This window comes from Janthinobacterium sp. GW823-FHT03B06 (assembly GCF_058796955.1).
This window is the reverse complement of the sequence record NZ_JBXAJE010000006.1, coordinates 1-21,289: the sequence shown is the minus strand read 5'-3', so window position 1 is coordinate 21,289 and position 21,289 is coordinate 1. Positions and strand designations below refer to the sequence as shown.

17 protein-coding genes are annotated in these 21,289 nt (G+C 61.3%); 5 read left to right on the top strand and 12 right to left on the bottom strand.

The window, feature by feature from the left end:
- Positions 1–124: 124 nt before the first annotated feature.
- From AC1RBA_RS19430 to AC1RBA_RS19405, 6 genes are all read right to left on the bottom strand, one after another.
- Positions 125–1,582: an amidohydrolase family protein gene (locus tag AC1RBA_RS19430; protein WP_070220703.1), complete on the bottom strand. Its 1,458-nt coding sequence runs from the start codon at positions 1,580–1,582 to the stop codon at positions 125–127.
- Positions 1,583–1,610: 28 nt separating this feature from the next.
- Positions 1,611–2,336: an amino acid ABC transporter ATP-binding protein gene (locus AC1RBA_RS19425; RefSeq protein WP_070220705.1), complete on the bottom strand. Its 726-nt coding sequence runs from the start codon at positions 2,334–2,336 to the stop codon at positions 1,611–1,613.
- Between the two features lie 19 nt (positions 2,337–2,355).
- Positions 2,356–3,048: an amino acid ABC transporter permease gene (locus AC1RBA_RS19420; RefSeq protein ID WP_070220707.1), complete on the bottom strand. Its 693-nt coding sequence runs from the start codon at positions 3,046–3,048 to the stop codon at positions 2,356–2,358.
- A gap of 1 nt (position 3,049) precedes the next feature.
- Positions 3,050–3,799, bottom strand: a complete 750-nt coding sequence (locus AC1RBA_RS19415; protein ID WP_070220783.1) for an amino acid ABC transporter permease — start codon at positions 3,797–3,799, stop codon at positions 3,050–3,052.
- A gap of 98 nt (positions 3,800–3,897) precedes the next feature.
- A complete protein-coding gene (locus AC1RBA_RS19410; RefSeq protein WP_070220709.1) occupies positions 3,898–4,854 on the bottom strand; it encodes an amino acid ABC transporter substrate-binding protein in 957 nt (318 codons plus the stop codon).
- 195 nt (positions 4,855–5,049) lie between these two features.
- A complete protein-coding gene (locus tag AC1RBA_RS19405) occupies positions 5,050–6,900 on the bottom strand; it encodes an ABCB family ABC transporter ATP-binding protein/permease (protein ID WP_230501655.1) in 1,851 nt (616 codons plus the stop codon).
- 136 nt (positions 6,901–7,036) lie between these two features.
- Between AC1RBA_RS19405 and AC1RBA_RS19400 the strand changes: the two genes are divergently transcribed.
- Positions 7,037–7,402, top strand: coding sequence for an acyl-CoA thioesterase (locus AC1RBA_RS19400; protein ID WP_226939493.1), 366 nt, complete (start codon positions 7,037–7,039; stop codon positions 7,400–7,402).
- Positions 7,403–7,423: 21 nt separating this feature from the next.
- A complete protein-coding gene (locus AC1RBA_RS19395) occupies positions 7,424–9,016 on the top strand; it encodes an alkaline phosphatase D family protein (protein ID WP_492419619.1) in 1,593 nt (530 codons plus the stop codon).
- Here the strand turns inward: AC1RBA_RS19395 and AC1RBA_RS19390 are convergent.
- The gene (locus AC1RBA_RS19390; protein ID WP_492419618.1) at positions 9,013–9,879 is read right to left on the bottom strand and encodes a LytTR family DNA-binding domain-containing protein; all 867 of its coding nucleotides are present in this window, start codon (positions 9,877–9,879) and stop codon (positions 9,013–9,015) included. The two genes, AC1RBA_RS19395 and AC1RBA_RS19390, sit on opposite strands and share 4 nt — an antisense overlap.
- Before the next feature lie 155 nt (positions 9,880–10,034).
- Between AC1RBA_RS19390 and AC1RBA_RS19385 the strand changes: the two genes are divergently transcribed.
- Positions 10,035–11,207 (top strand): acyltransferase family protein, encoded by a 1,173-nt coding sequence (locus AC1RBA_RS19385; RefSeq protein WP_492419617.1) that lies wholly within the window; start codon positions 10,035–10,037, stop codon positions 11,205–11,207.
- Here the strand turns inward: AC1RBA_RS19385 and AC1RBA_RS19380 are convergent.
- The 4 genes from AC1RBA_RS19380 to AC1RBA_RS19365 all read right to left on the bottom strand — a co-directional run bounded on the left by AC1RBA_RS19380 (position 11,204) and on the right by AC1RBA_RS19365 (position 18,026).
- Complete coding sequence (locus AC1RBA_RS19380) at positions 11,204–12,886, bottom strand: long-chain fatty acid--CoA ligase (RefSeq protein WP_121670647.1); 1,683 nt, start codon at positions 12,884–12,886, stop codon at positions 11,204–11,206. The two genes, AC1RBA_RS19385 and AC1RBA_RS19380, sit on opposite strands and share 4 nt — an antisense overlap.
- A 54-nt stretch (positions 12,887–12,940) precedes the next feature.
- Positions 12,941–14,623 carry a long-chain fatty acid--CoA ligase gene (locus AC1RBA_RS19375; RefSeq protein WP_070220716.1) on the bottom strand — a complete coding sequence of 561 codons (1,683 nt, stop codon included), beginning with the start codon at positions 14,621–14,623 and terminating at the stop codon, positions 12,941–12,943.
- 276 nt (positions 14,624–14,899) lie between these two features.
- Positions 14,900–15,949, bottom strand: a complete 1,050-nt coding sequence (locus AC1RBA_RS19370; RefSeq protein WP_492419616.1) for an aminopeptidase — start codon at positions 15,947–15,949, stop codon at positions 14,900–14,902.
- Between the two features lies 1 nt (position 15,950).
- Entirely contained in the window at positions 15,951–18,026 is a 2,076-nt protein-coding gene (locus AC1RBA_RS19365) for a molybdopterin-containing oxidoreductase family protein (RefSeq protein WP_230506879.1), read from the bottom strand.
- 206 nt (positions 18,027–18,232) lie between these two features.
- On the opposite strand from AC1RBA_RS19365, the gene AC1RBA_RS19360 reads away from it, so the two are divergent.
- Positions 18,233–19,426, top strand: coding sequence for a M20 aminoacylase family protein (locus AC1RBA_RS19360; protein WP_492419615.1), 1,194 nt, complete (start codon positions 18,233–18,235; stop codon positions 19,424–19,426).
- Between the two features lies 1 nt (position 19,427).
- On the opposite strand, the gene AC1RBA_RS19355 is transcribed toward AC1RBA_RS19360, so the two are convergent.
- Positions 19,428–20,330 carry an NAD(P)-dependent oxidoreductase gene (locus tag AC1RBA_RS19355; protein ID WP_492419752.1) on the bottom strand — a complete coding sequence of 301 codons (903 nt, stop codon included), beginning with the start codon at positions 20,328–20,330 and terminating at the stop codon, positions 19,428–19,430.
- Between the two features lie 88 nt (positions 20,331–20,418).
- On the opposite strand from AC1RBA_RS19355, the gene AC1RBA_RS19350 reads away from it, so the two are divergent.
- Positions 20,419–20,991, top strand: a complete 573-nt coding sequence (locus AC1RBA_RS19350) for an acyloxyacyl hydrolase (protein ID WP_227742064.1) — start codon at positions 20,419–20,421, stop codon at positions 20,989–20,991.
- Positions 20,992–21,289 lie beyond the last annotated feature (298 nt).

The window sequence follows — 21,289 nt, the reverse complement described above, 5'->3', positions numbered from 1 at the left end:
CGGATAGCGCCATTTTACCAGCCGCAGGACCGTCCCGCCGGCCGGGAGAGCCCGCGCATGCTGGCGGGGAAACGGCAGAACGGCCGGTATCACCCGGCCGTTTTAACTAAAAGAATGAAGAGCATCAGGACTTGGCCGGCGCAGTCTCCTGCTTCGCCCCCCAGGCGCGGATCTCGGCCAGCATCTGGTCCAGCTTGGCGCGGTCGTATACCTGGCCACGGCTGACCACCAGGCGAATCCGGCGCGTGGCGCCGATGTCCTGCAGCGGGTTCGCGTCGAGCACCAGCAGGTCGGCCGCCTTGCCTGCCGCCACGCTGCCGTAGCGCTCCAGCTTGCCCAGGAAGCGGGGACCGTTGATGACGGCCGACTGCAAGGCTTGCTGCGGCGTCAGGCCGTACTGCACATACAGGCCGATTTCATCGTGCAGGGCCTGGCCCGGATAGTCGAAGGAATTCAAGAAGCCCGCATCGGTGCCGGCGATGATGCTCACGCCCTGCTGCTGCAAAATGGGCAGCAGCTTGGCCGATTGCTCGAACTGCGCGTGGCGCTGGGCGATCGCATCCGGGCCATCCTTGGCGGCGCGCTGCACGCGCCAGTCGTAGGTGGCGCGCAAGCCCTTGCCGATGTACTGCAGGGCAGGATCGTGCGTGTGGTCTTCGCGGTCCAGATACGCCGTTACGCGCGAACCCCACAGGGTCGGCACGATGGCCGTGCCGCGCGCGGCCAGGTAGCTGAAGGCCTTGCGCGCCGTCGGCTCGTCGTAGCTTTGCAGGCTTTCGCGCATGGCTTCCTTGCCCGTCATCGCGCCGGCGGCCACCTTGTCCGTCAGCTCCTGTTCGCGCGGCGTGGTGGCACGCAGCAGGTAGGATTGATGTTCGATCGTGCCCAGGCCCGCATCGGCCATCTGCTCCAACGTGAGCTGCACGGGGATATGACCCGAAGTGCGCATGCCCCGTTCGCGCGCCTGGCGCAGCGCTTCCAGGTACAGCTCCGGCTTCAGGGTGTTTTCCGTGATCTTCACGAAGTCCACTTGCTGCGCCTGCAGGCCGTCCAGCGCGCGCGTCACTTCCTGCGGCGTGCCCACTTCAATGGTGCCCTTCCACAGCGGCTTGAGGCCTTCGAGCTTGGCGCCAGAGGTAAAGATCGTCGGACCTTCCAGCTGGCCCGCGTTGATCTGCCGGCGCCATGCCAGCACCGTGTCGGGCAAGTCGCCCGAACAGTCGCGCACCGTGGTGATGCCGTGTGCCAGGTACAAAGGCAGCAGCTGCTTGTTCTCGTCGATCAGTTCCGGGCCGCCGCCGAAATGCACGTGCGTGTCCCACAGACCCGGCATCAGATATTTGCCGGGCAGGCGGATGGTCCGCTTCGGCGCGTAGCTGCGCAGCTGCGCGTCATCGACGACGGCGACGATGCGGTCGCCCTTGAGCAGCACGGTCTTGCCGTTGACGCTGCTACCGGCGGCAACGTCGATCAGGGTGGCGTCGCGCAGGGCGATGTCGACGGCGATCTTGTCGGCCGCGTGGGCATGGGCCAGCAAGCCCAGCGCCAGCATGGCGCCGGCGATGTGTTTCATGTCAGGCATGCGTACTCAACTTCAAGGTGATGGAAAATTAATGGATGATCTTGGCGAGGAAATCGCGCGCGCGGTCCGAGCGCGTCGTGTTGAAGAAGTCATCCTTGCTGCAATCCTCGATGATCTTGCCCTGGTCCATGAAGACGATGCGGTTCGCCACGCGCCGGGCAAAACCCATTTCGTGCGTGACGACCATCATCGTCATGCCTTCCTGCGCCAGGCCCACCATCACGTCGAGCACTTCGTTGATCATCTCCGGATCGAGCGCCGATGTCGGCTCGTCAAACAGCATGGCGATCGGGTCCATCGACAGTGCGCGGGCGATGGCCACGCGCTGCTGCTGGCCGCCCGACAGCTGGCCGGGGAACTTGTCCTGCTGCGACAGCAGGCCCACGCGGTCCAGGTATTTCAAGCCCTTGGCATTGGCTTCGTCGGCGCTGCGGCCCAGCACCTTGATCTGGCCGATGGTGAGGTTTTCGCGGATCGACAGATGCGGGAACAGCTCGAAATTCTGAAACACCATGCCGATGCGCGCGCGCAGTTTCGACAGATTCGTTTTCGGATCGTTGACGGTGATGCCGTCGACGATGATCCGCCCCTGCTGGATCGGTTCCAGGCCGTTGACGGTCTTGATCAGGGTCGACTTGCCGGAGCCGGACGGGCCGCAAATGACCATCACGTCACCCTTGGCGACGTTGGTGGTGCAGTCGGTCAGTACCTGGAACTGGCCATACCATTTGCTGACGTTATTGAGTTCAATCATCTTGTTCTTTCTTTTACGGTTAGCGAATGATGGCGACGCGTTTCTGCAGGCGTTTTACCAGGAACGACAAGGCATAGCACAGCACGAAATACACGACGGCGACAAACACGTACATCTCCACCAGGCGGCCGTCGCGCTGCGCGATTTTCGAGGCGGCGCCGACGAAATCGGGAATCGACAGCACGTACACGAGCGACACGTCCTGGAACAGCACGATGGTTTGCGTCAGCAGCACGGGGATCATGTTGCGGAACGCTTGCGGCAGCACGATGCTGCCCATGGTTTGCCGGTAGTTCATGCCCAGCGCCTGTCCCGCCCACACCTGGCCGCGGGGAATCGACTGTATGCCGCTGCGCATGATCTCGCAATAGTAGGCTGCCTCGAACATGATGAAGGTGATCAGCGCGGAAGAAAACGCGCCCACTTTCACGGGCTCGTTGGCGCCGATGATCCAGGCGGCGATATACGGCACCAGGAAGTAGAACCAGAAGATCACCAGCACCAGCGGGATCGAGCGTATCAGGTTGACGTAGCTCGACGCCACGCCGGAGATGATGCGGTTGCTGGACAAGCGCATCAGCGCCAGCAAGGTGCCCAGCACGATGCCGCCCACCATGGCCAGCGCCGTCAGTTTCAGGGTAAACACCATGCCGGTCTGGAACAGATAGACCCACGAGCGGGAAATGACATCGAAGTCGAAATTGCCGAACATATCAGTGTCCTCCCGTCTTGGCGCCGGCGACGATGAAGCCGGGGATGGCGACCTTTTTCTCGATCAGGTGCATCAGCACCACGACCAGCAGGTTGACGACGACGTAGATGATGGTGGCGGCCGAAAACGCCTCGAACACCTGGAAGGAAAACTCCTGGATGGCGCGCGCGCTGGCCGTCAGCTCGATCAGGCCGATGGTCAGCGCCACGGAACTGTTCTTGATGATGTTCAAAAATTCGCTGGTCAGCGGCGGCAGGATGACGCGCGCGGCCATCGGCAGCAAAATGAAACGGTAGGTTTGCGGCAGGGTCAGGCCCAGCGCCGTGCCGGCCAGTTTCTGCCCGCGCGGCAGCGCCTCGATGCCCGTCGTCACCTGCACGGCCACGCGCGAGGAGGTAAAGAATCCCAGGCACAGCACGGCCGTGACGAATGGTGCATTCGGCAGCGACTTGACCCAGGCGCCCAGGTCCGGCGGCAGCAATTCCGGCATGACGAAATACCAGAGGAACATTTGCACCAGCAGCGGCACGTTGCGGAACAATTCAACGTAGGCATTGGCTATGCCCACCAGCCATTTATTCGGCAGGGTGCGGATGGTGCCGACCACCAGGCCCAATATCAATGCCATGATCCATGCCGCACCGGCCGTGGCCAGGGTCCAGACCAGGCCGGACCACAAGGTGTCCATATACGTGCCCACGCCATCGGGAGAAATCTCCCAGAAGATGCGCCAATTCCAGTTGTAATTCATGATCATCCTTCGCATGCAGCCCGAGGACAGCGGCCAGCCGGCCACCCGTCCCGCAAATAAATCGGGAGGCTTGCGCCTCCCGGTTTGTTACGCAATCTTTACTTTTTCCGTTTGTCCGAAGTCTTCTGCGCTTCCGGTACGGCCGCATATGCGGCCGGGTCACCGGAGTCGGTCGGATTGGCAAACACGGCCTTCAGTTGCGGCGGCATCGGGAATTTCAGGTTGATGTTTTTCGGCGGGATCGGCGAGGTAAACCATTTCGCATAAATGCGGTTGATGTCGTCGCTCTTGTACAGGCGGATCAGCGCATCGTCGACCACTTTCTTGAAGGCCGGATCGCCCTTGCGCAGCATGATGCCGTACGGTTCGACAGACAGCGCTTCCTTGGTGATTTCGTAGTCGTTCGGGTTCTTCGAGTTGGCCACCTGCGACGCCAGCAAGATGTCGTCGTTGGCTTCGGCCACCGCGCGACCCGTTTCCAGCATCAGGAACGACTCGGGATGATCCTTGCCGACGGCAATCGTCATGCCCAGGTTCTTTTCCTTGTTCAAAATCGTCATCTGCTTGATGGTCGACGTGCCGGCCGTGGCGACCAGGGTCTTGCCGCGCAAGTCTTCCAGGGTCTTGATGTTCGAGGATTTTTTCGACAGCACGCGGTTGCCGATGACGAACATGGTCGGGGCGAACGCCACCTGCTGCTGGCGCTCCAGATTGTTCGTCGTCGAGCCGCATTCGAGGTCGATGGTGCCGTTGGCCATCAGCGGGATGCGGTTGGCCGAAGTGACGGGGCTCATCACCACTTTCAGTTCGCTCATGCCCAGGTGTTTCTGCAGGGCCGTGACGACTTTCATGCACAGGTCGATCGAATAACCCTGGTATTGCTGCTTGTCATCGAGATAGGAGAAGGGCACGGAGCCGTCGCGCACGCCGAGGGTGACGGAACCGGCTTTCTTGATCTTGGCCAAGGTGCCGGTCAATTCCTGAGCCTGGACTGGCGACATGCTGCTGATGACACCGACGCTGAGCAGCGTGGCGATGATTTTGGTCAATTTCATAAATTCTCCTGGGCGGACAAACGGAATCGATTCCGAACGAAACAACTGTGGTGCAGACGCCACCAATGGAATTAATTTTATTTCATTTTCAGCGCCGGACCAGCCGTTTTCTGCGATTGCCCTCAAATAGGCGCTATACGCGCGCCTGAATCGGCGCGGCTGTAGCATTTTTCCTACTGATTTCCCATTCCTGATTTATTTTGCCGGCGCCAACCCCGCCAACTCGTCCTCTTCCGCCTCATCGTCCCTATTCGCCTGCTGGCGTTGCCACATCTGCGCATACAGGCCATCCGCCGCCAGCAATTGCGGATGCGTGCCCCGCTCGACGATGCGGCCATGGTCGAGCACGAGGATTTGCTGGGCGTCGGCCACCGTCGACAGACGGTGCGCAATGACCAAAGTGGTGCGGTTTTTGGCAATCTCCTTCAGCTGCGACTGGATCGCCTGTTCGGCCTTGGAGTCGAGTGCCGAAGTGGCTTCATCGAAGATCAGGATGGCCGGGTCTTTCAGCAAGGTGCGGGCAATCGCCACGCGCTGCTTTTCGCCGCCCGACAGTTTTAAACCCCGTTCGCCCACCATGGAACTGTAACCATCTGGCAAGCTTTCAATAAAATCATGGATCGATGCGGCTTTGGCTGCCGCCACGATGGCTTCCTTGCTGGCGCCCGGCTTGCCGTAGGCGATGTTGTATTCGATGGTGTCGTTGAACAGCACCGTATCCTGCGGCACGATGCCGATGGCCGCGCGCAGGGAATCCTGCGTGATATTGCGCAGGTCCTGGCCATCGATGGTGATGCCGCCGCCATCGACTTCATAGAAGCGGAACAGCAAACGCGACAAGGTCGACTTGCCCGAGCCGCTGTGGCCCACCACGGCTGTCGTCGTGCCGGCGGGGATCTGGAAATCCACGTCGAACAGGATTTGCCGCTTGGCTTCATAGCTGAAATTCACGTGCTCGAAACGCACGGCCGCACCCCGCGTGACGAGCGGCTTGGCGTCCGGCGTATCGGCGATTTCGCGGTTCTCGTTCAGCAGGGAAAACAATCGCTCCATGTCGGCCAGGCTTTGCTTGATTTCGCGGTAAATGACGCCGAGGAAATTGAGGGGGATATACAGCTGGATCATGAAGGCGTTGACCAGCACCAGGTCACCCAGGGTCATCGTGCCGGCAATCACGCCCACGGTGGCGCGCCACAAAATCAAGGTGACGGCCGTGGCGATGATCAAGGACTGGCCCGTATTGAGCAGGGATAGCGAGGTCTGCGATTTCACGGCGGCCGATTCGTAGCGCTGCAAGCCTTCGTCGTAGCGCTTCGCTTCGTAATCCTCGTTGCCGAAATATTTTACGGTTTCATAGTTGATCAGCGAATCGATGGCCTTGGTATTCGCCTTCGAGTCGAGGTCGTTCATGGTGCGGCGGAAATGCGTGCGCCAGTTCGTCACCAGCACGGTAAACGCGATGTACGACACGAGCGCCACCGCCGTGATCACGGTGAACCAGATGTCGTAATGCAAGACCAGATAGCCGAGCACGAGGGTGATTTCCACCAGGGTCGGCAGGATGTTGAACAGGGTGTAGGAAATGAGCGAGCCGACGCTGCGCGTACCCCGTTCGATATCGCGCGTCATGCCGCCCGTCTGGCGGTTCAAATGGAACCGCAGGGACAGCGCATGCAGGTGGCGGAACACTTGCAGGGCGATGGTGCGCACGGCGCGCTGCGTGACGCGGGCGAACAGGAATTCGCGCAATTCCGTAAACAAGGTCGTCGACAGGCGCAGCAAGCCGTACGCCACCAGCAAGCCCACGGGCAGCACCAGCAGCGCTTGCGGATGCGCGGCCGTGATCGTCATGGCGTCGACGAGTTTTTTCAGGATCAGGGGCACGCCCACGTTGGCGAGCTTGGCGCCGACCAGGCATAGCAGCGCCAGCAATACTCGCCATTTGTAAACCCACAGGTAGGGCAGCAAGGTCTTGATGGTGGCGAAATCGCTGTGGCTGGCGGAAGCTGGCGAGCGGGGCGGAGGGGGAGTCTGGGAACGGCGCATGGCGAAGGTCGGCTTTTTATGGTTCAATCGCAGCAATTGTAGCCTTTCATGAGAATAAAAGATGAGCACCTCCCCAGACCGTCCCGACAACTGCCTCGCCTCCGGCCTGCCCGCCGGAAAAATGCCCGAACTGCGCATGATGCCCGCGCCGTCCGACGCCAATGTGTACGGCGACGTCTTCGGCGGCTGGATCATGGCGCAAGTCGATATCGCCGGCTCCCTGCCGGCCACGCGGCGCGCCAACGGCCGTGTCGCCACCATCGCCGTCAATTCCTTCGTCTTCAAAAATCCCGTCTTCGTCGGCGATCTTCTGTCCTTCTACGCCGACATCGTCAAGGTGGGCAATACGTCGATCACCGTCAATGTCGAGGTGTATGCCGAGCGTAACCGCCTGCAGGCCTGCATCGTAAAAGTCACGGAGGCGACCCTGATCTACGTGGCGACGGACTCCGACCGCAAGCCGCGCAAGGTGCCGCCGATCGAGACCTTATTGGCGTCTTGATTGTCGTAATCATTCCACACCATGGATAACCAGCGCCGCATCTTCTTGCTGAGCGCTGCGCGCATCACGGCGCTGGCCGCGGCCGGCACTGTGCTGTCCGGTTCCAGCGCCGGCGCCGCCACGCGCCTGAACGGCACGGCTTATCCGTTTGCGCTCGGCGTCGCTTCCGGCTCGCCCTTGCCCGACGCCGTCGTGCTGTGGACGCGCATCTGCTACGACCCGCTGCACGCAGCCGCCACGCCCGCCATCGCCCTGAACGTGCGCTGGGAAGTGGCCGAAGACGAGGCTTTCCGGCGCATCGCCGCCAAGGGGCAAGCGACGGCCATGCCCGCCCTCGCGCACAGCGTGCACGTCGACGCGGGCGGCCTGGCGCCCGGACGCTGGTACTGGTACCGCTTCATGCTGGGCGACGCCGTCAGCCCCGTGGGCCGCACGCGCACGGCGCCCGAACCCGCCTCCATGCCTGCCTCGCTGAAACTGGCCGTCGCCTCGTGCCAGCACTGGGAATTCGGCGCGTATGGGGCGCACCGGCACATCGCGGCGGCGGCGCCCGACCTCGTGGCCTTCCTCGGCGATTACATTTATGAGTGGGGGCCGTACCAGCTGCAGCACCCGGACCGGGCCGTGCGCACGCATGAAAGTTTTACCTTGGACGAGTACCGCGCCCGCTACGCGCAATACAAGAGCGACCGCGACTTGCAGGGCGCGCACCTGGCCGCGCCGTGGATCGTCACCTGGGACGACCATGAAGTGGCCAACGACTACGGCAACGACCGCGACGAGTTGCTCACGCCCACCTTCCTGCAGCGCCGCGCGGCCGCCTACCAGGCGTTTTATGAGCACATGCCGCTGCGCCTGCTGCCGCTGGGGCGGCGCGGCTTTGTCGACATGCGCATCTACCAGCGCTACGACTGGGGCCGGTTGGCGCGCTTCCACGTGCTCGATGACCGGCAATACCGCGCCTACCACGCCTGCGCCAGACCGGGCCGTGGCGGCTCCAATTCCGTCACCACGCGCAACTGTCCCGACTTGCTCAAGCCCGACCGCACGATGCTAGGCGAGGAACAGCAGCGCTGGCTGCAAGCCGGTCTCGATGATTCCCCGGCGCGCTGGAATATCCTCGCCCAGCAAACCCTGATGGCGCAATCGAGTCAGGTACCCATCGTGCGGCCCGGCGACGAGCGCGTCTGGACTGATGGCTGGGACGGCTATCCCATGGCGCGCCAGCATCTGCTCGACGCCTTGCGCAGCAGCAAGGCCAGCAACCCGCTGGTGTTGTCGGGCGACGTGCACACTTTTTATGCGACGGAACTGAGCCGCAACGCCATGCGGCCCGCCGGCAAGGATAATCCCGTGCTGGCGACCGAGTTTTGCGGCACTTCGATCACGTCGAGTTCCCGCCCGCAGGCGCGCACCGACCAGTACGTGGCGATGAACCCGCACATCCGCTACGGACGCAGCGACAAGCGCGGCTATATGTTGCTGGAGATCACGCCAGAAAAAAGCACGGCTCTGTTCCAGGGCCTGGAAAATGTACGCGACAGCACATCCGGCATCGCGACACTGGCCAGCTTCACCGTGCAGGACGGCAAGGCGGGCCTGCAACGCAGCTAAGCTACGCTTTTCAAGGCGTCGCGGTAACGCCGGCTGACGGGCACTTCGCCGCCCGTGGACAGCACGGCGCGCGCGTCGCCCGATTCCAGCGGCATGATGGCCTGCACGAAATCGAGGTTGACGATATAGCTGCGGTGCACGCGCACAAAGCGCTTGCCGTCGAGGCGGCGCTCGATGGCGGCCATGGTCGAACGCAGCGGATAATCGTGCCCGCGCACATGCAGGTTCACATAGTTGCCCCAAGCTTGTATCCATTCGATCTCAAGAGCAGGCAACAGAAAATCCTTGCCCAGCTTGCGCACCAGGAAACGTTCCGGCTGCTGCACCGGTTCCACGGCGGGTCCTTCATCGGGCTCGCCCAGCAAGGTCGCCTCGCCTTGCCAGCGCATCAGCAGCAACTGGTAAAAGCCCACCGCCAGCAGGACGAGGAAGTAAGCACGCACATCTTTCAGGTATTCATACGGCAACTCGCGCCACCAATGACCGAAATCGTAAGCGCTGCCGGCGCTCCAGTACGCCAGCTTGCGCAAGGCCACCATGGCCGCCACGTGCGCCAGGCTGTAGGCGACCGACGCGGCCAGGTGCCAGCGCAGGTTCTGGCGCTGGAACACCAGGTGCAGCGGCCGGTACTGTCCCGCCAGCACGACCACGGGCACCAGCGCCAGCAGCACCAGATTGCTGCTCCACTCCCACACGGCCACTTCCCAGAATGGCGTATTGACGCCAGCGCGCTGCAGGTCCAGCCAGACCAGCCAGCTGTTGACGCTGGCCTGCAGCGGATACAGCACGATCCAGAATCCCGGCTCGGCCACGCGGCGCCAGCGTTGATAACGTTGCAACAGGTCAGTGGAAGCGATGTGCATGGTTTGGGGGCTTGAATGAGTTACATGATTGTAAGGTCCCACACCCGTCCCAGGCGATCCATTCGTCCCAGCCAGCCGTCCGCTGGTCCCATTTCGCTGGCACGCTGCCCCGTCGCTGCCTATGCTGTGGTTTCCTTCACCACTCGCCCACGATCATGACCATAGCCTCCCGCCGTCACGATATCGACGCCTTGCGCTTTCTCGTCTTCAGCCTGCTGATTGTCTATCACACTGCCCTGCTGTACATGGATGGATGGCACTTTCACATGCACAGCAGCTACGCCACCGATGCCTTGAACATGCCGCTGATCTTCCTCAACCGCTGGCGCATGGAAATCGTCTTCCTCATCTCCGGCGTCTCGTGCGCCATGATGACGCAGGCTTCGCGCGGCGCCTTCCTATGGCGCAGGACCAAGCGGCTGCTGCCGCCGCTGCTGTTCGGCATGGCCGTCATCATTCCCATCCAGCCGTATTGCGAAGGGGTCAGCAAGGGCCTGGTCGAGCCTGGATATGGGCAGTTCCTGCTGCATTACTTTGGCGGCCATGCCTGGCCGGCAGGCGCCTTCGATGGCTGGCAATATGGCTTTACCTGGAACCACCTGTGGTATCTCGTGTACTTGCTGCTGTACATCATCGTACTGGTGGCGCTGCAACCGCTGCTGACGGCGCTGCGCCCCCGGTTCCAGCGCTTGCGCGGCTGGCATCTGCTCGTCCTGCCTGCCCTGCCACCCTTGGCGGCCATGGTCTTCCTCAAAATGCGCTATCCGGAAACCCATGCGCTGGTGCGCGACTGGTATGCGCACGCCATGTATTTCACGCTGTTCCTGTATGGCTGGTGGCTGGGCAATGACAAGGGATTGTGGGCGGAACTGGCGCGCTTGCGCTGGCATACGCTGTGGCTGGGCCTGGGCGCGTTTGCCGTGTATATGTTTTTCGACCAGATATATTCGGAGAACCTGCTGACCTGGGCCGCGTTCGGCTCCTGGCCCATGCGCAATCTATACATGTGGCTGGCCATCTGCGCCATCCTGGGCTGGTCGCACACCTTGCTGAATCAACCTTTTGCCTGGCTGCCATGGGCGCGCCAGGCCGTGTTTCCCTGGTACCTACTGCACCAGAGCGCGATTATCCTGCTGGCTTACTGGCTGGTGCCGCTGAAGCTGGGTCCCGTGCTGGAACCGCTGCTGATACTGTCTGGCACGGTGGCGACTTGCTGGCTGGGGACGTCGCTGCTGATCAGCAAGGTGCACTGGCTGCGCCCCTGTTTCGGCCTGCCCGCCAAGCCAGGACGAAACCTGGCGGCGGACACGGCCTTGGCGGCGAATTAAGCTACTTTCTTTTCGTCGCGCAATTGACGGCGCAATATCTTGCCGACATTCGTCTTCGGCAATTCATCGCGGAACTCGATGTATTTCGGTTTCTTGTAAGCCGTCAATTCATGTTTGCAATGCTCGCGGATCTGCTCCACCGTCAGGTTCGGGTCCTTGCGCACAACAAACACTTTCACGGCTTCGCCCGCGTTGGCGTCCGGCACGCCGATGCAGGCGCATTCGAGCACACCAGGGCAGGACGCGACCACGTCTTCCACCTCGTTCGGATACACATTGAAGCCAGAGACGATGATCATGTCTTTCTTGCGGTCGACAATCTTCACATAGCCACGCTCGTCCATGACGCCCACGTCGCCCGTCTTGAAGTAGCCGTCGGCCGTCATCGACTTGGCCGTCTCGTCCGGACGCTGCCAATATCCCGCCATCACTTGCGGGCCGCGCACGGCGATTTCGCCCGGCTCGCCCAGCGGCACTTCCACGCCGTCATCATTCAGAATCGCCACTTCCGTCGACGGGAAAGGCAAGCCGATGGTGCCCGTGAATTCCGTGATATCGACGCGGTTGCCCGTCACCACGGGTGATGTTTCCGACATGCCATAGCCTTCGATCAGCGGGCAGCCCGTCAGTTTCAGCCAGCGTTCGGCCACGTTGCGTTGCAGGGCCATGCCGCCGCCATTGCACACTTTGTAGCTGGAGAAATCGAGCTTGGCGAAGTCCGCATTGTTCAGCAGCGCGTTGTACAAGGTATTGACGGCCGGGAAGACGACGATCTTGTGCTTGCTCAATTCCTTGACGAAACCAGGGATGTCGCGCGGGTTGGGAATCAGCACGTTCAAGCCGCCCACGCGCATGCCCATCAAAGCGCTGACCGTCAGCGAATAGATGTGATACAGGGGCAAGGCGCACATGAATCCCATCGAGGTGGCGCGCATTTCCTTGGTCATCACGGGCGCCATCCACGCCTCGTTTTGCAATACGTTGGCAATCACATTACGGTGCAACAGCATCGCGCCTTTTGAAACGCCCGTCGTGCCGCCCGTGTATTGCAGGAAGACGATATCGTCATGCCCCTGCTGCACCGGCGTCAGGCTCAAGCGTGCACCCTCGGCCAGCATCTTGTTGAAACTGATGGCGTTCGGCAGGGAGAACGCAGGCACCATTTTCTTGATCTTGCGCACGACGAAGTTGACGATGGTGCCCTTCAAGCCGCCCAGCAAGTCGCCCATGGTGGCGACGATCACATGCTTGACTTGGGTATGCGGCAACACCTGTTCGACCGTCGTGGCAAAGTTTTCCAGCACGATGATCGCTTCGCTGCCCGAATCGACCAGCTGGTGCTGCAGTTCGCGCGGCGTGTACAGCGGATTGACGTTCACCACCGTGTAGCCGGCGCGCAGGATCGCCGCCATGGCCACCGGATATTGCAGCACGTTCGGCAACATGATCGCCACGCGCGCGCCCCGTTGCAGCCCCTTGCTTTGCAGCCAGGCGCCCATCTGCAGCGACAACTGGTCGAGCTCGCGGTAGGTCAGGAATTTATCCATGCACACGAAAGCATTGCGGTCTGCATATTTCTGGAACGACTCTTCCAGCAAATGCGTGACGGAACGGTATTGCGTGCAATCAATCTCTGCGGGCACGCTGTCCGGGTACGACTTCAACCAAATCTTGTCCATCTCGCCTCATCTTTATCTGTAAAAGGGATGCGCCTCCTGGCGCATCCACACTGTTTATGCTGCTATCTTCGTTTCATCGCGCAAGGCGCGACGCAAAATCTTGCCGACGTTGGTCTTCGGCAGTTCATCGCGGAATTCGATGTATTTCGGCCGCTTGTAGCCCGTGAACTGCTCCTTGCAATACGCGGCCAGCACGGCCTGGGTCAGGTTCGGGTCCTTGCGCACGACAAATACTTTCACGGCTTCGCCCGAGTGTTCATCGGGCACGCCCACGCACGCGCATTCGAGCACGCCCGGATGGGCCGCGATGACGGCTTCGACTTCATTCGGATACACATTGAAGCCGGAGACGAGAATCATATCTTTCTTACGGTCCACGATCTTCACGTAGCCGCGCTCGTCCATGATGCCCACGTCGCCCGATTTAAAATAGCCGTCCGGTGTCATGACCTTGGCCGTCTCATCGGGACGGTTCCAGTAGCCGCTCATCACTTGCGGGCCACGGATGGCGATCTCGCCCGTCTGGCCCAGCGGCACTTCCTTTCCGTCATCGTCGAGGATGGCGATATCGGTCGATGGCACGGGCAAGCCGATGGTGCCGGAAAACGCCGTGCTGTCGGCACGGTTACAGGTGGCGACGGGCGACGTTTCCGACAAGCCATAGCCTTCGATGATGGACACGCCCGTCACCTGCAGCCACTTGTCGTTGACGGCTTGCTGCACCGCCATGCCGCCGCCATTGGCGATCTTCAAGCCCGAGAAATCGAGCTTGGCGAAATCGGGGTGATTGACCAGCGCGTTATACAGCGTATTGACCGCAGGCAGCAGGTTGAACTTGTACTTGCCCAGTTCCTTGATCAGGCCCGGGATATCGCGCGGATTCGGGATCAGGATATTCAGGGCGCCCACGCGCGTGCCCCACATGGCGCAGGCCGTCAGGGCAAAGATGTGGTACAGCGGCAAGGCGCAGACGACGATCATCTGTTCCTTGCTGTTCTGGTCGAGCGCCGCGCCCGACCACGCTTCGCTTTGCAGCACATTGGCGATCACATTGCGGTGGCTCAAGGTCGCGCCTTTCGACACGCCCGTCGTGCCGCCCGTATATTGCAGAAAAGCGGGATCGTTGATGCTCAGCTCGACGGGCGTGAGCTTCATGCGGCTGCCCAGCGCCAGCGCTTGCTTGAAACGCATGGCGTTCGGCAAGGAATACGCGGGCACCATTTTCTTGACGTTGCGCACGACAAAATTGACGATCATGCCCTTCAAGCCACCGAGCATTTCGCCCATGCTGGCGACGACGATGTGCTTGACGGCCGTCTTGCTCAATACTTGCTCGACCGTATGGGCAAAATTTTCCAGCACGATGATCGCTTCGCTGCCCGAATCGTTGAGCTGGTGCTCAAGTTCGCGCGGCGTATATAAAGGGTTGACGTTGACTACCGTGTAGCCGGCGCGCAGCACGGCCGCGATCGCGACCGGATACTGGAGCACGTTCGGCATCATCAGGGCCACCCTGGCCCCCTTCTTCAGCCCACGGCTTTGCAGAAAGGCCCCCAGCTGGCGGGAATAGGTATCGAGTTCGGCATAGGTGAGAAATTTGTCCATGCAGACATAGGCATTGCGATCCGCATATTTTTGAAACGCTTCTTCCAGCAAATGCACCAGCGAACGATATTGATCAGGATCGATGTCGGCGGGGACGCCGGGAGGATACGACTTCAGCCAAATTTTTTCCATCCTGTGCCTCTTGTCTCGAATAATCGTGGGGGAGCCGGCGCATCTTGCCGACGCGGATCATCGCTGCGGATTCTGTCGTCCTGCAGTCAGTTTGAGCATTCTGACGAGCAATTGCTCTATGCTACTAATGCGATGCTATCGGGCGCCGCGCTTCCATGCAAGCGCTTTCAACAGTATTCGAGCAGCAACTCTAAGGCCTTTTTATGCTGCATTGCAGCACGATAAATACGCTGTTACCGAATCGCTTGCCTCGGCGTACTGGACAATCTTTACGGGTCAGGGGCTGGACAATTGTTCCAGCGCATGCCTGCGCTCGGGCTTCTTGAGCTGGGCCATTGTGTGCACTGCAGCATAAAAAGCACGAAAGTTCTTTTTTTCTTCCAGCAATTTTTTGAAGGCAGGCAAAAATTCATTGTAGGTAGACACGGAAGCCAGGTGCGCATTGCTCAATGGCTGCTCGAACCAGCGGTCGTAACCGGCAAAACCGCCCCAGTTTTGCTTGAGCACCTGATACGCGTCTTTCAATGCTGCAAACACCTGCGCCTTGCGCGCGCGCTTGTCCGCATCGCTGGCGTCGCTCGCATACACGGCGTCCAGTTCCCCCCGATACTTCAGCAGCAGGGCCAGAAAATCCTGGCGCCGCGCCGCATACTGGGCGTACGACGCGCGCATCGCGTCATTGCCCTCGCGCGCCAGCCAGCGCTGCACGCCCGCCTCTTCCACGGCGCTGGCAAACGATTCGTTGAAGGCCGAATCGCCGGGCACATACACCACCTGGTGCGCCAGCTCATGGAAAATCAGGCGCGCCAGTTCCGCATCGTTGTAGTTGATAAAGGTCGACAGCAGCGGGTCGTCGAACCAGCCCAGGGTGGAATACGCTGGCACGCCGCCCACCTGCACGTCGTAATGCTGGGCGCGCAGCTCGTCGGCATACGCGAGCGCCTCATCCTTGCTGTAATAGCCGCGGTAACTGACGCACCCGGCGATGGGAAAACACCATTGCAGCGGCTGCAGCGACAGTTCCGGCGTGGCCACCACGTTCCACAGCACGAACGGGCGCCGCAGGGCCGCGTAATTCTTGTAGCTGCCATTGTCCGGCAAATCCAGTTCGCTGACGGCAAAGCGGCGGATCTGCTGCGCCTTGGCCAGGCGCACTTTCAGGCGCGGTTCGGTGGCCGGATCATCGAGCCAGTCACCGATGGGGCGCGCACCGGACCACAGCGCATATTGCCCCTGCGCCGCCTGCGTGTAGTAGCGCAGCTGCGTGCAGCCGCCCAGCGGCAGGCACAGCATGCCGACAAGCAGCCGGGCCGGCCAGCGCGCCATGTCAGGCAACCTTTTCCACTTCGACCAGCGTGTCATAAAAGGTGGGCGCGCGGCCCATGTCCGTCAGGCGCTGGCTCGTCACTTCATTGGCGTTCTTGCCATCGCTGGCGAGCTTTTTCCACCACACGGACAGGCCCACCACCAGGCCACGTCTCGCCTTGTCCGTGACCCTGGCCTTGGCGACAAAGCTGCCGCGGTCATTGAAGATGCGCACCATGTCGCCGGCCGCGATGCCGCGCGCGGCACAATCGTCCGGGTGGATATCGAGGTGCGGCTCGCCCTCGGCCGCGCGCAGGCTTTTCACGTTCACAAAAGTGGAATTGAGGAAGTTGCGCGCCGGCGGCGAAATCATGGCCAGCGGGAAGCGGGCCGCCAGCGCGGGATTGCTCGCTGGCGATTCATGCGGCGCGATATAGGTCGGCAAGGGATCGAGTCCCGCCTGCGCCATGGCGCTGGAATACAACTCGCACTTGCCCGATGGCGTGGGGAAACCACCTTCGGCAAAGGGCGCCTCGGGCATGGCCAGCTTTTGCCAGCCCGTGCGTTTCAGCGATTCCCAGTCGAAATGCACGGCACGGGCATCCGTCGCATCGAAGGCCTTGGCCGCCAGCGCATCGTCGCTTTCCTGGAAGCACGGGTCATCAAAGCCCATGTATTGGGCCAGCAGGCGGAAGATTTCCGTATTCGCCTTCGCTTCGCCCAGCGGCGCCACGGCCGCATTGTTCGCCATCATGTACAAATGGCCGTAGGTGGAATGCGCATCGACATGTTCCAGCTGCGTGGTGGCGGGCAGCACGATGTCGGCGTAATCGACGGTATCGGTCTGGAAGTGCTCGAGCACGACCGTAAACAAATCTTCGCGGGCAAAACCCTGCGCCACTTTCGACGAATCGGGCGCCACGGCCAGCGGATTCGAGTTGTAGACGATCACGGCCTCGACTTGCGGGCCGAACTCGGCGGAACTTTCTTTCAATAAATCGTCGCCGATAGTGCTCATGTTGATGGTGCGCGGCGTGCCTTTCAATAAGTCGGGGCGCTGCAAGGCCTTGCGGTTGACGGGGAAGGAACCCGAGCTCGACAGCTGCATGCCGCCGGCCGGATGGCGCCAGGCACCCGTCAGGGCCGGCAGGCAGGCGATATTGCGCACGGCCATGCCGCCACCATGCACGCGCTGCACGCCATAGTTGGCACGGATGGCGGCGCCCTCGCCGGAACGGCAAGCCTGGCCATACAGGCGCGCCAGTTCCACCACTTCCGTGGCCGTGATGCCGCACACCTCGGCCGCGCGCTCGGGCGGCCACGCCAAAGCGCGCTGTTTCAAGGCATCGTAGCCGAGCGTGTAGCGTTCGATGTAGTCATGGTCGACCAGATCTTCGGTGATCAAGACATGCATCAAACCTAGCGCCAGGGCCGCATCGGTGCCCGGCAGCAAAGCGATATGCTGATGGCATTTTTCTGCCGTCAGCGAACGGTAAGGGTCGATGGCGATCAGGGTGGCGCCGTTGCGCTTGGCCTCTTGCGCGCGCATCCAGAAGTGCAGGTTCGAGGCGATGGGATTGCCGCCCCAGATGATGATCAATTTGGCGTTCTGGAACTGCTCCAGGTCCGTGCCGATGCTGGCGCCCACCGTGTAGCGGTAGCCCGTGGCGCCGGCCGACGCGCAGATGGTGCGGTCCAGCAGGGAAGCGCCGAGCTGGTTGAAGAAGCGCGAAGACATCGATTCGCCCTGCACCAGGCCCATGGTGCCGCAGTAGCTGTACGGCAAGATCGCCTGCGGATCGCGCGCGGCGATCGGTTTCAATCGGGCGGCGATGGTCTGCAGTGCCTCTTCCCAGCTGATGCGCTCGAACTTGCCTTCCCCCTTCTTGCCCACGCGGCGCAGCGGATGCAGCAGCCGGTCCGCATGGTAGGTGCGTTCCGTGAAGCGCGATACCTTGGTGCACAGCACGCCAGCCGTGGTCGGGTGGTCGGGATCGCCCTTGACGGCGGTGGCCACCCCATCGGTCACGGTGACCAGCAAGGCGCAGGTATCGGGGCAATCGAGCGGGCAGGCGGCGCGCACTTGGGTGGTGGTCATCGGGTAATCCAAAAACGTTGGGGGAAGGCGATACTGTAAACCATTCCGCGCGCTTGCTGTTGGCGTCAGGGCAAGCTGGTCCGTGCGCTGGATTTACCCCGCAAACAAGGGCTACAATGCACTATTAGCCGCGTCTGTTTTTGATCAAACAAGCGCGGTCCGGCGCGCCATACATTGCTGCGTGCCAGCATCCACAGGAGAGTCCCATGAAACTAGTTGATCCGATCTTGGCGTTTCAATCCGAACTGCAAGGTATCCGCCGCGACCTGCATGCGCACCCCGAGCTGTGCTACGAAGAACAGCGCACCTCGGACGTGGTCGCCGCCAAACTGACGGAATGGGGCATTCCCGTGGTGCGCGGCCTGGGCCGCACTGGCGTGGTCGGCATCATCAAAAATGGTACCTCGACACGCGCCATCGGCCTGCGCGCCGATATGGATGCCTTGCCCATGCAGGAAATGAATACCTTCGAGCATGCCTCGCGCCACCCGGGCAAGATGCACGCCTGCGGCCACGACGGCCACACGGCCATGCTGCTGGGGGCGGCCCATTACCTGGCGCAACACCGCAACTTCGACGGCACCGTCTACCTCGTCTTCCAGCCGGCGGAAGAAGGCGGTGCCGGCGCGCGCGAAATGATAGCAGACGGCTTGTTTACCCGCTTTCCCATGGATGCCATCTACGGCATGCACAACTGGCCAGGCGCGGAAACGGGCACCCTGAGCGTGGTGGAAGGCCCGATGATGGCGTCGAGCAATGAATTCCACGTCACCGTCAAAGGCAAGGGCGCGCATGCGGCCCAGCCCCACAAGGGCATCGACCCCGTCATGGTGGCCGTGCAGATCGCGCAAAGCTGGCAAACCGTCATCACGCGCAACAAGAGTCCGCTAGACACGGCCGTGCTGTCGATCACGCAAATCCATGCGGGCAGCGCCACCAACGTGATTCCCGATGACGCGAGCCTGGTCGGCACCGTGCGCACCTTCACCACGCCCGTGCTGGACCTGATCGAAGAGCGCATGCGCGACATCGCCGTGCACACGGCCGCCGCATTTGGCGCGGAAGTCGATTTCCACTTCAAGCGCAACTATCCGCCGCTGGTCAACCATGCGAAGGAAACGGCGTTTGCCGTCGACGTGATGAAAAGCGTGGTGGGCGCGGACAAGGTCAACGCGAATGTCGAACCAACGATGGGCGCGGAAGATTTCGCCTTTTTCCTGCAGGAAAAGGCTGGCTGCTACATCTTCATCGGCAATGGCGATGGCGAGCACCGCGATGGCGGCCACGGCCTGGGTCCGTGCGTCTTGCACAACGGCAGCTACGACTTCAACGACAATCTGCTGCCGATCGGCGCCAGTTTCTGGGTCAAGCTGGCCGAAGCGAGCCTGCCCATCGTTTGATTCAACTCAGCTTATCCGGGCCGCCGCCCAGGCGCTGGCCCGGATTCAACGCTTCCAGGGCCAGCAAGGCCGCCGCATGGTCGGCCGTCGGGTGGCTGGTGGCGAGGGTTTCATAGCGCTGCGTCACCAGTTGCGTCACCGGCAAGGTGACGTGGGCCGCCTCGGCCGCCGCGAGGATGTTGTGCATATCCTTGATCTGGCTCTTCACCTGGCCACCGGCAACAAAGTTGCGCTCCAGCATGCGCTGGCCATGCACCTCCAAAATCTTGCTCTCGGCAAAACCGCCGCGAATAGCGGCGCGTACGGCGCTCGCATCGGCGCCGGCCGCCTGGGCCAGCAGCAAGGCTTCCGCCACGATAGTCAATGTCGCGCCGACGATCAGCTGATTGCACAGCTTGGCAACCTGGCCGCTGCCGGCCGGGCCCACCAGAGTCGGGCGCCCCATGGCCGCCAGGATAGTTTCCACACGGGCGTAATCGCCGGTGCTGGCGCCGGCCATGATGGCCAGGGTACCCGCCTGCGCTCCGCCGACGCCGCCCGACACGGGCGCATCGATAAAGCCATGGCCAGCGGCGTGCAGAGTGGCATGAAATTGCTGGGCTTCTGATTGTCTGGTGGAGCTCATGTCGATCCAGATCGCGCCAGTTGCCAGGGCCGGCAGCGCTTCTTGCAACACCTGCGCCACGATGGGGCCGGCTTCCAGCATCGAGATGACCACGTCCGCACCATTGACCGCCTCAGCCACGGAAACGGCCGGCTGCGCCCCTGCCGCACGCAGGACTTCGGCCTTGCTGTGCGTGCGATTCCAAATTGTGACAGAATATCCAGCGCGTAGCAGGCACCGGACCATCGGATCCCCCATCAGACCGATACCAAGAAATGCGATTTTTGTAGAGAATGTCAATTGAACCCCTGAGATCAACAAGTGGCGAGAGCGGCATGCAAAGCAAGGTGCCTGTACAAACAAGACAAGCCTAACGGCCAATTTTACGATGAAAGCCTCTATGTTCTTCAAGAAGAATCTCCTCAAATCCATCGCCGCCGTTACCGCGCTGATGGCGGCCAACGCCGGCTTTGCCGCCGACGACAAACTGATCGACTCCGTCTACGGCGAATATGCCAAGGGCGTCAAAGTGCAGATGTTGCGTGCTGGTGTGACCTCGAACTGGGATAAAGCCTGGTTTGTATCGAATGGCACGCAGCTGAGCGGTTACTGGGATGCCAGCATCGGCGGCTGGGATGGCAAGAGCTATCGCAACGTCCCTGGCCAGCATCAAAAACTGTGGGACCTGGGCTTTACCCCTGTCTTCCGCTTTGAAAACACGAATAAGCTGGGCTTCTACGCGGAAGGCGGCATTGGCGTGCACATGCTGTCCAAGCTGTACGATAACGACGATAACCGCCTGTCGACCCACTTCCAGTTCGGCGACCATATCGGCATCGGGTATGTCTTCAATAACAAATGGGAAGTCGCTGCGAAAATCCAGCATTTCTCGAACGGCGGCTACAAGAAACCGAACAGCGGCGTCAATTACATGAACGTCAAAGTCGCTTATCACTTTTAATTGGTTTGATAAATGACAAAGGCAGCGCGCAGCGCTGCCTTTTTTTCGTCTGTTGCATTGGCAGCTGATGAACAGCCGGGGTCAGACCCTCCATGCCGCAAACTCAGGGGCTTGTACTATCGCCGATGGGGGTCTGACCCCAGCCTTCGCTTGGGGCTAACGCTAAAACCACCAGACGAAAAAAAACCCCACCGGAATCCGGCGGGGTTTTTCTCTTACTGCGAATAACAAGCCTGACGATAACCTACTTTCACACTGGTTGCAGCACTATCATCGGCGCAAAGTTGTTTCACGGTCC

Excerpts from the sequence above, each read along its gene's own strand:
- AC1RBA_RS19400 (WP_226939493.1), top strand. The coding sequence starts at position 7,037 with ATGATGCCCGCGCCGTCCGACGCCAATGTGTACGGCGACGTCTTCGGC.
- AC1RBA_RS19420 (WP_070220707.1), bottom strand. The coding sequence starts at position 3,048 with ATGTTCGGCAATTTCGACTTCGATGTCATTTCCCGCTCGTGGGTCTAT.
- AC1RBA_RS19360 (WP_492419615.1), top strand. The coding sequence starts at position 18,233 with ATGAAACTAGTTGATCCGATCTTGGCGTTTCAATCCGAACTGCAAGGT.
- AC1RBA_RS19390 (WP_492419618.1), bottom strand. The coding sequence starts at position 9,879 with ATGCACATCGCTTCCACTGACCTGTTGCAACGTTATCAACGCTGGCGC.
- AC1RBA_RS19375 (WP_070220716.1), bottom strand. The coding sequence starts at position 14,623 with ATGGAAAAAATTTGGCTGAAGTCGTATCCTCCCGGCGTCCCCGCCGAC.
- AC1RBA_RS19350 (WP_227742064.1), top strand. The coding sequence starts at position 20,419 with ATGAAAGCCTCTATGTTCTTCAAGAAGAATCTCCTCAAATCCATCGCC.
- AC1RBA_RS19365 (WP_230506879.1), bottom strand. The coding sequence starts at position 18,026 with ATGACCACCACCCAAGTGCGCGCCGCCTGCCCGCTCGATTGCCCCGAT.
- AC1RBA_RS19430 (WP_070220703.1), bottom strand. The coding sequence starts at position 1,582 with ATGCCTGACATGAAACACATCGCCGGCGCCATGCTGGCGCTGGGCTTG.
- AC1RBA_RS19415 (WP_070220783.1), bottom strand. The coding sequence starts at position 3,799 with ATGAATTACAACTGGAATTGGCGCATCTTCTGGGAGATTTCTCCCGAT.
- AC1RBA_RS19395 (WP_492419619.1), top strand. The coding sequence starts at position 7,424 with ATGGATAACCAGCGCCGCATCTTCTTGCTGAGCGCTGCGCGCATCACG.
- AC1RBA_RS19370 (WP_492419616.1), bottom strand. The coding sequence starts at position 15,949 with ATGGCGCGCTGGCCGGCCCGGCTGCTTGTCGGCATGCTGTGCCTGCCG.
- AC1RBA_RS19385 (WP_492419617.1), top strand. The coding sequence starts at position 10,035 with ATGACCATAGCCTCCCGCCGTCACGATATCGACGCCTTGCGCTTTCTC.
- AC1RBA_RS19405 (WP_230501655.1), bottom strand. The coding sequence starts at position 6,900 with ATGCGCCGTTCCCAGACTCCCCCTCCGCCCCGCTCGCCAGCTTCCGCC.
- AC1RBA_RS19425 (WP_070220705.1), bottom strand. The coding sequence starts at position 2,336 with ATGATTGAACTCAATAACGTCAGCAAATGGTATGGCCAGTTCCAGGTA.
- AC1RBA_RS19380 (WP_121670647.1), bottom strand. The coding sequence starts at position 12,886 with ATGGACAAGATTTGGTTGAAGTCGTACCCGGACAGCGTGCCCGCAGAG.
- AC1RBA_RS19410 (WP_070220709.1), bottom strand. The coding sequence starts at position 4,854 with ATGAAATTGACCAAAATCATCGCCACGCTGCTCAGCGTCGGTGTCATC.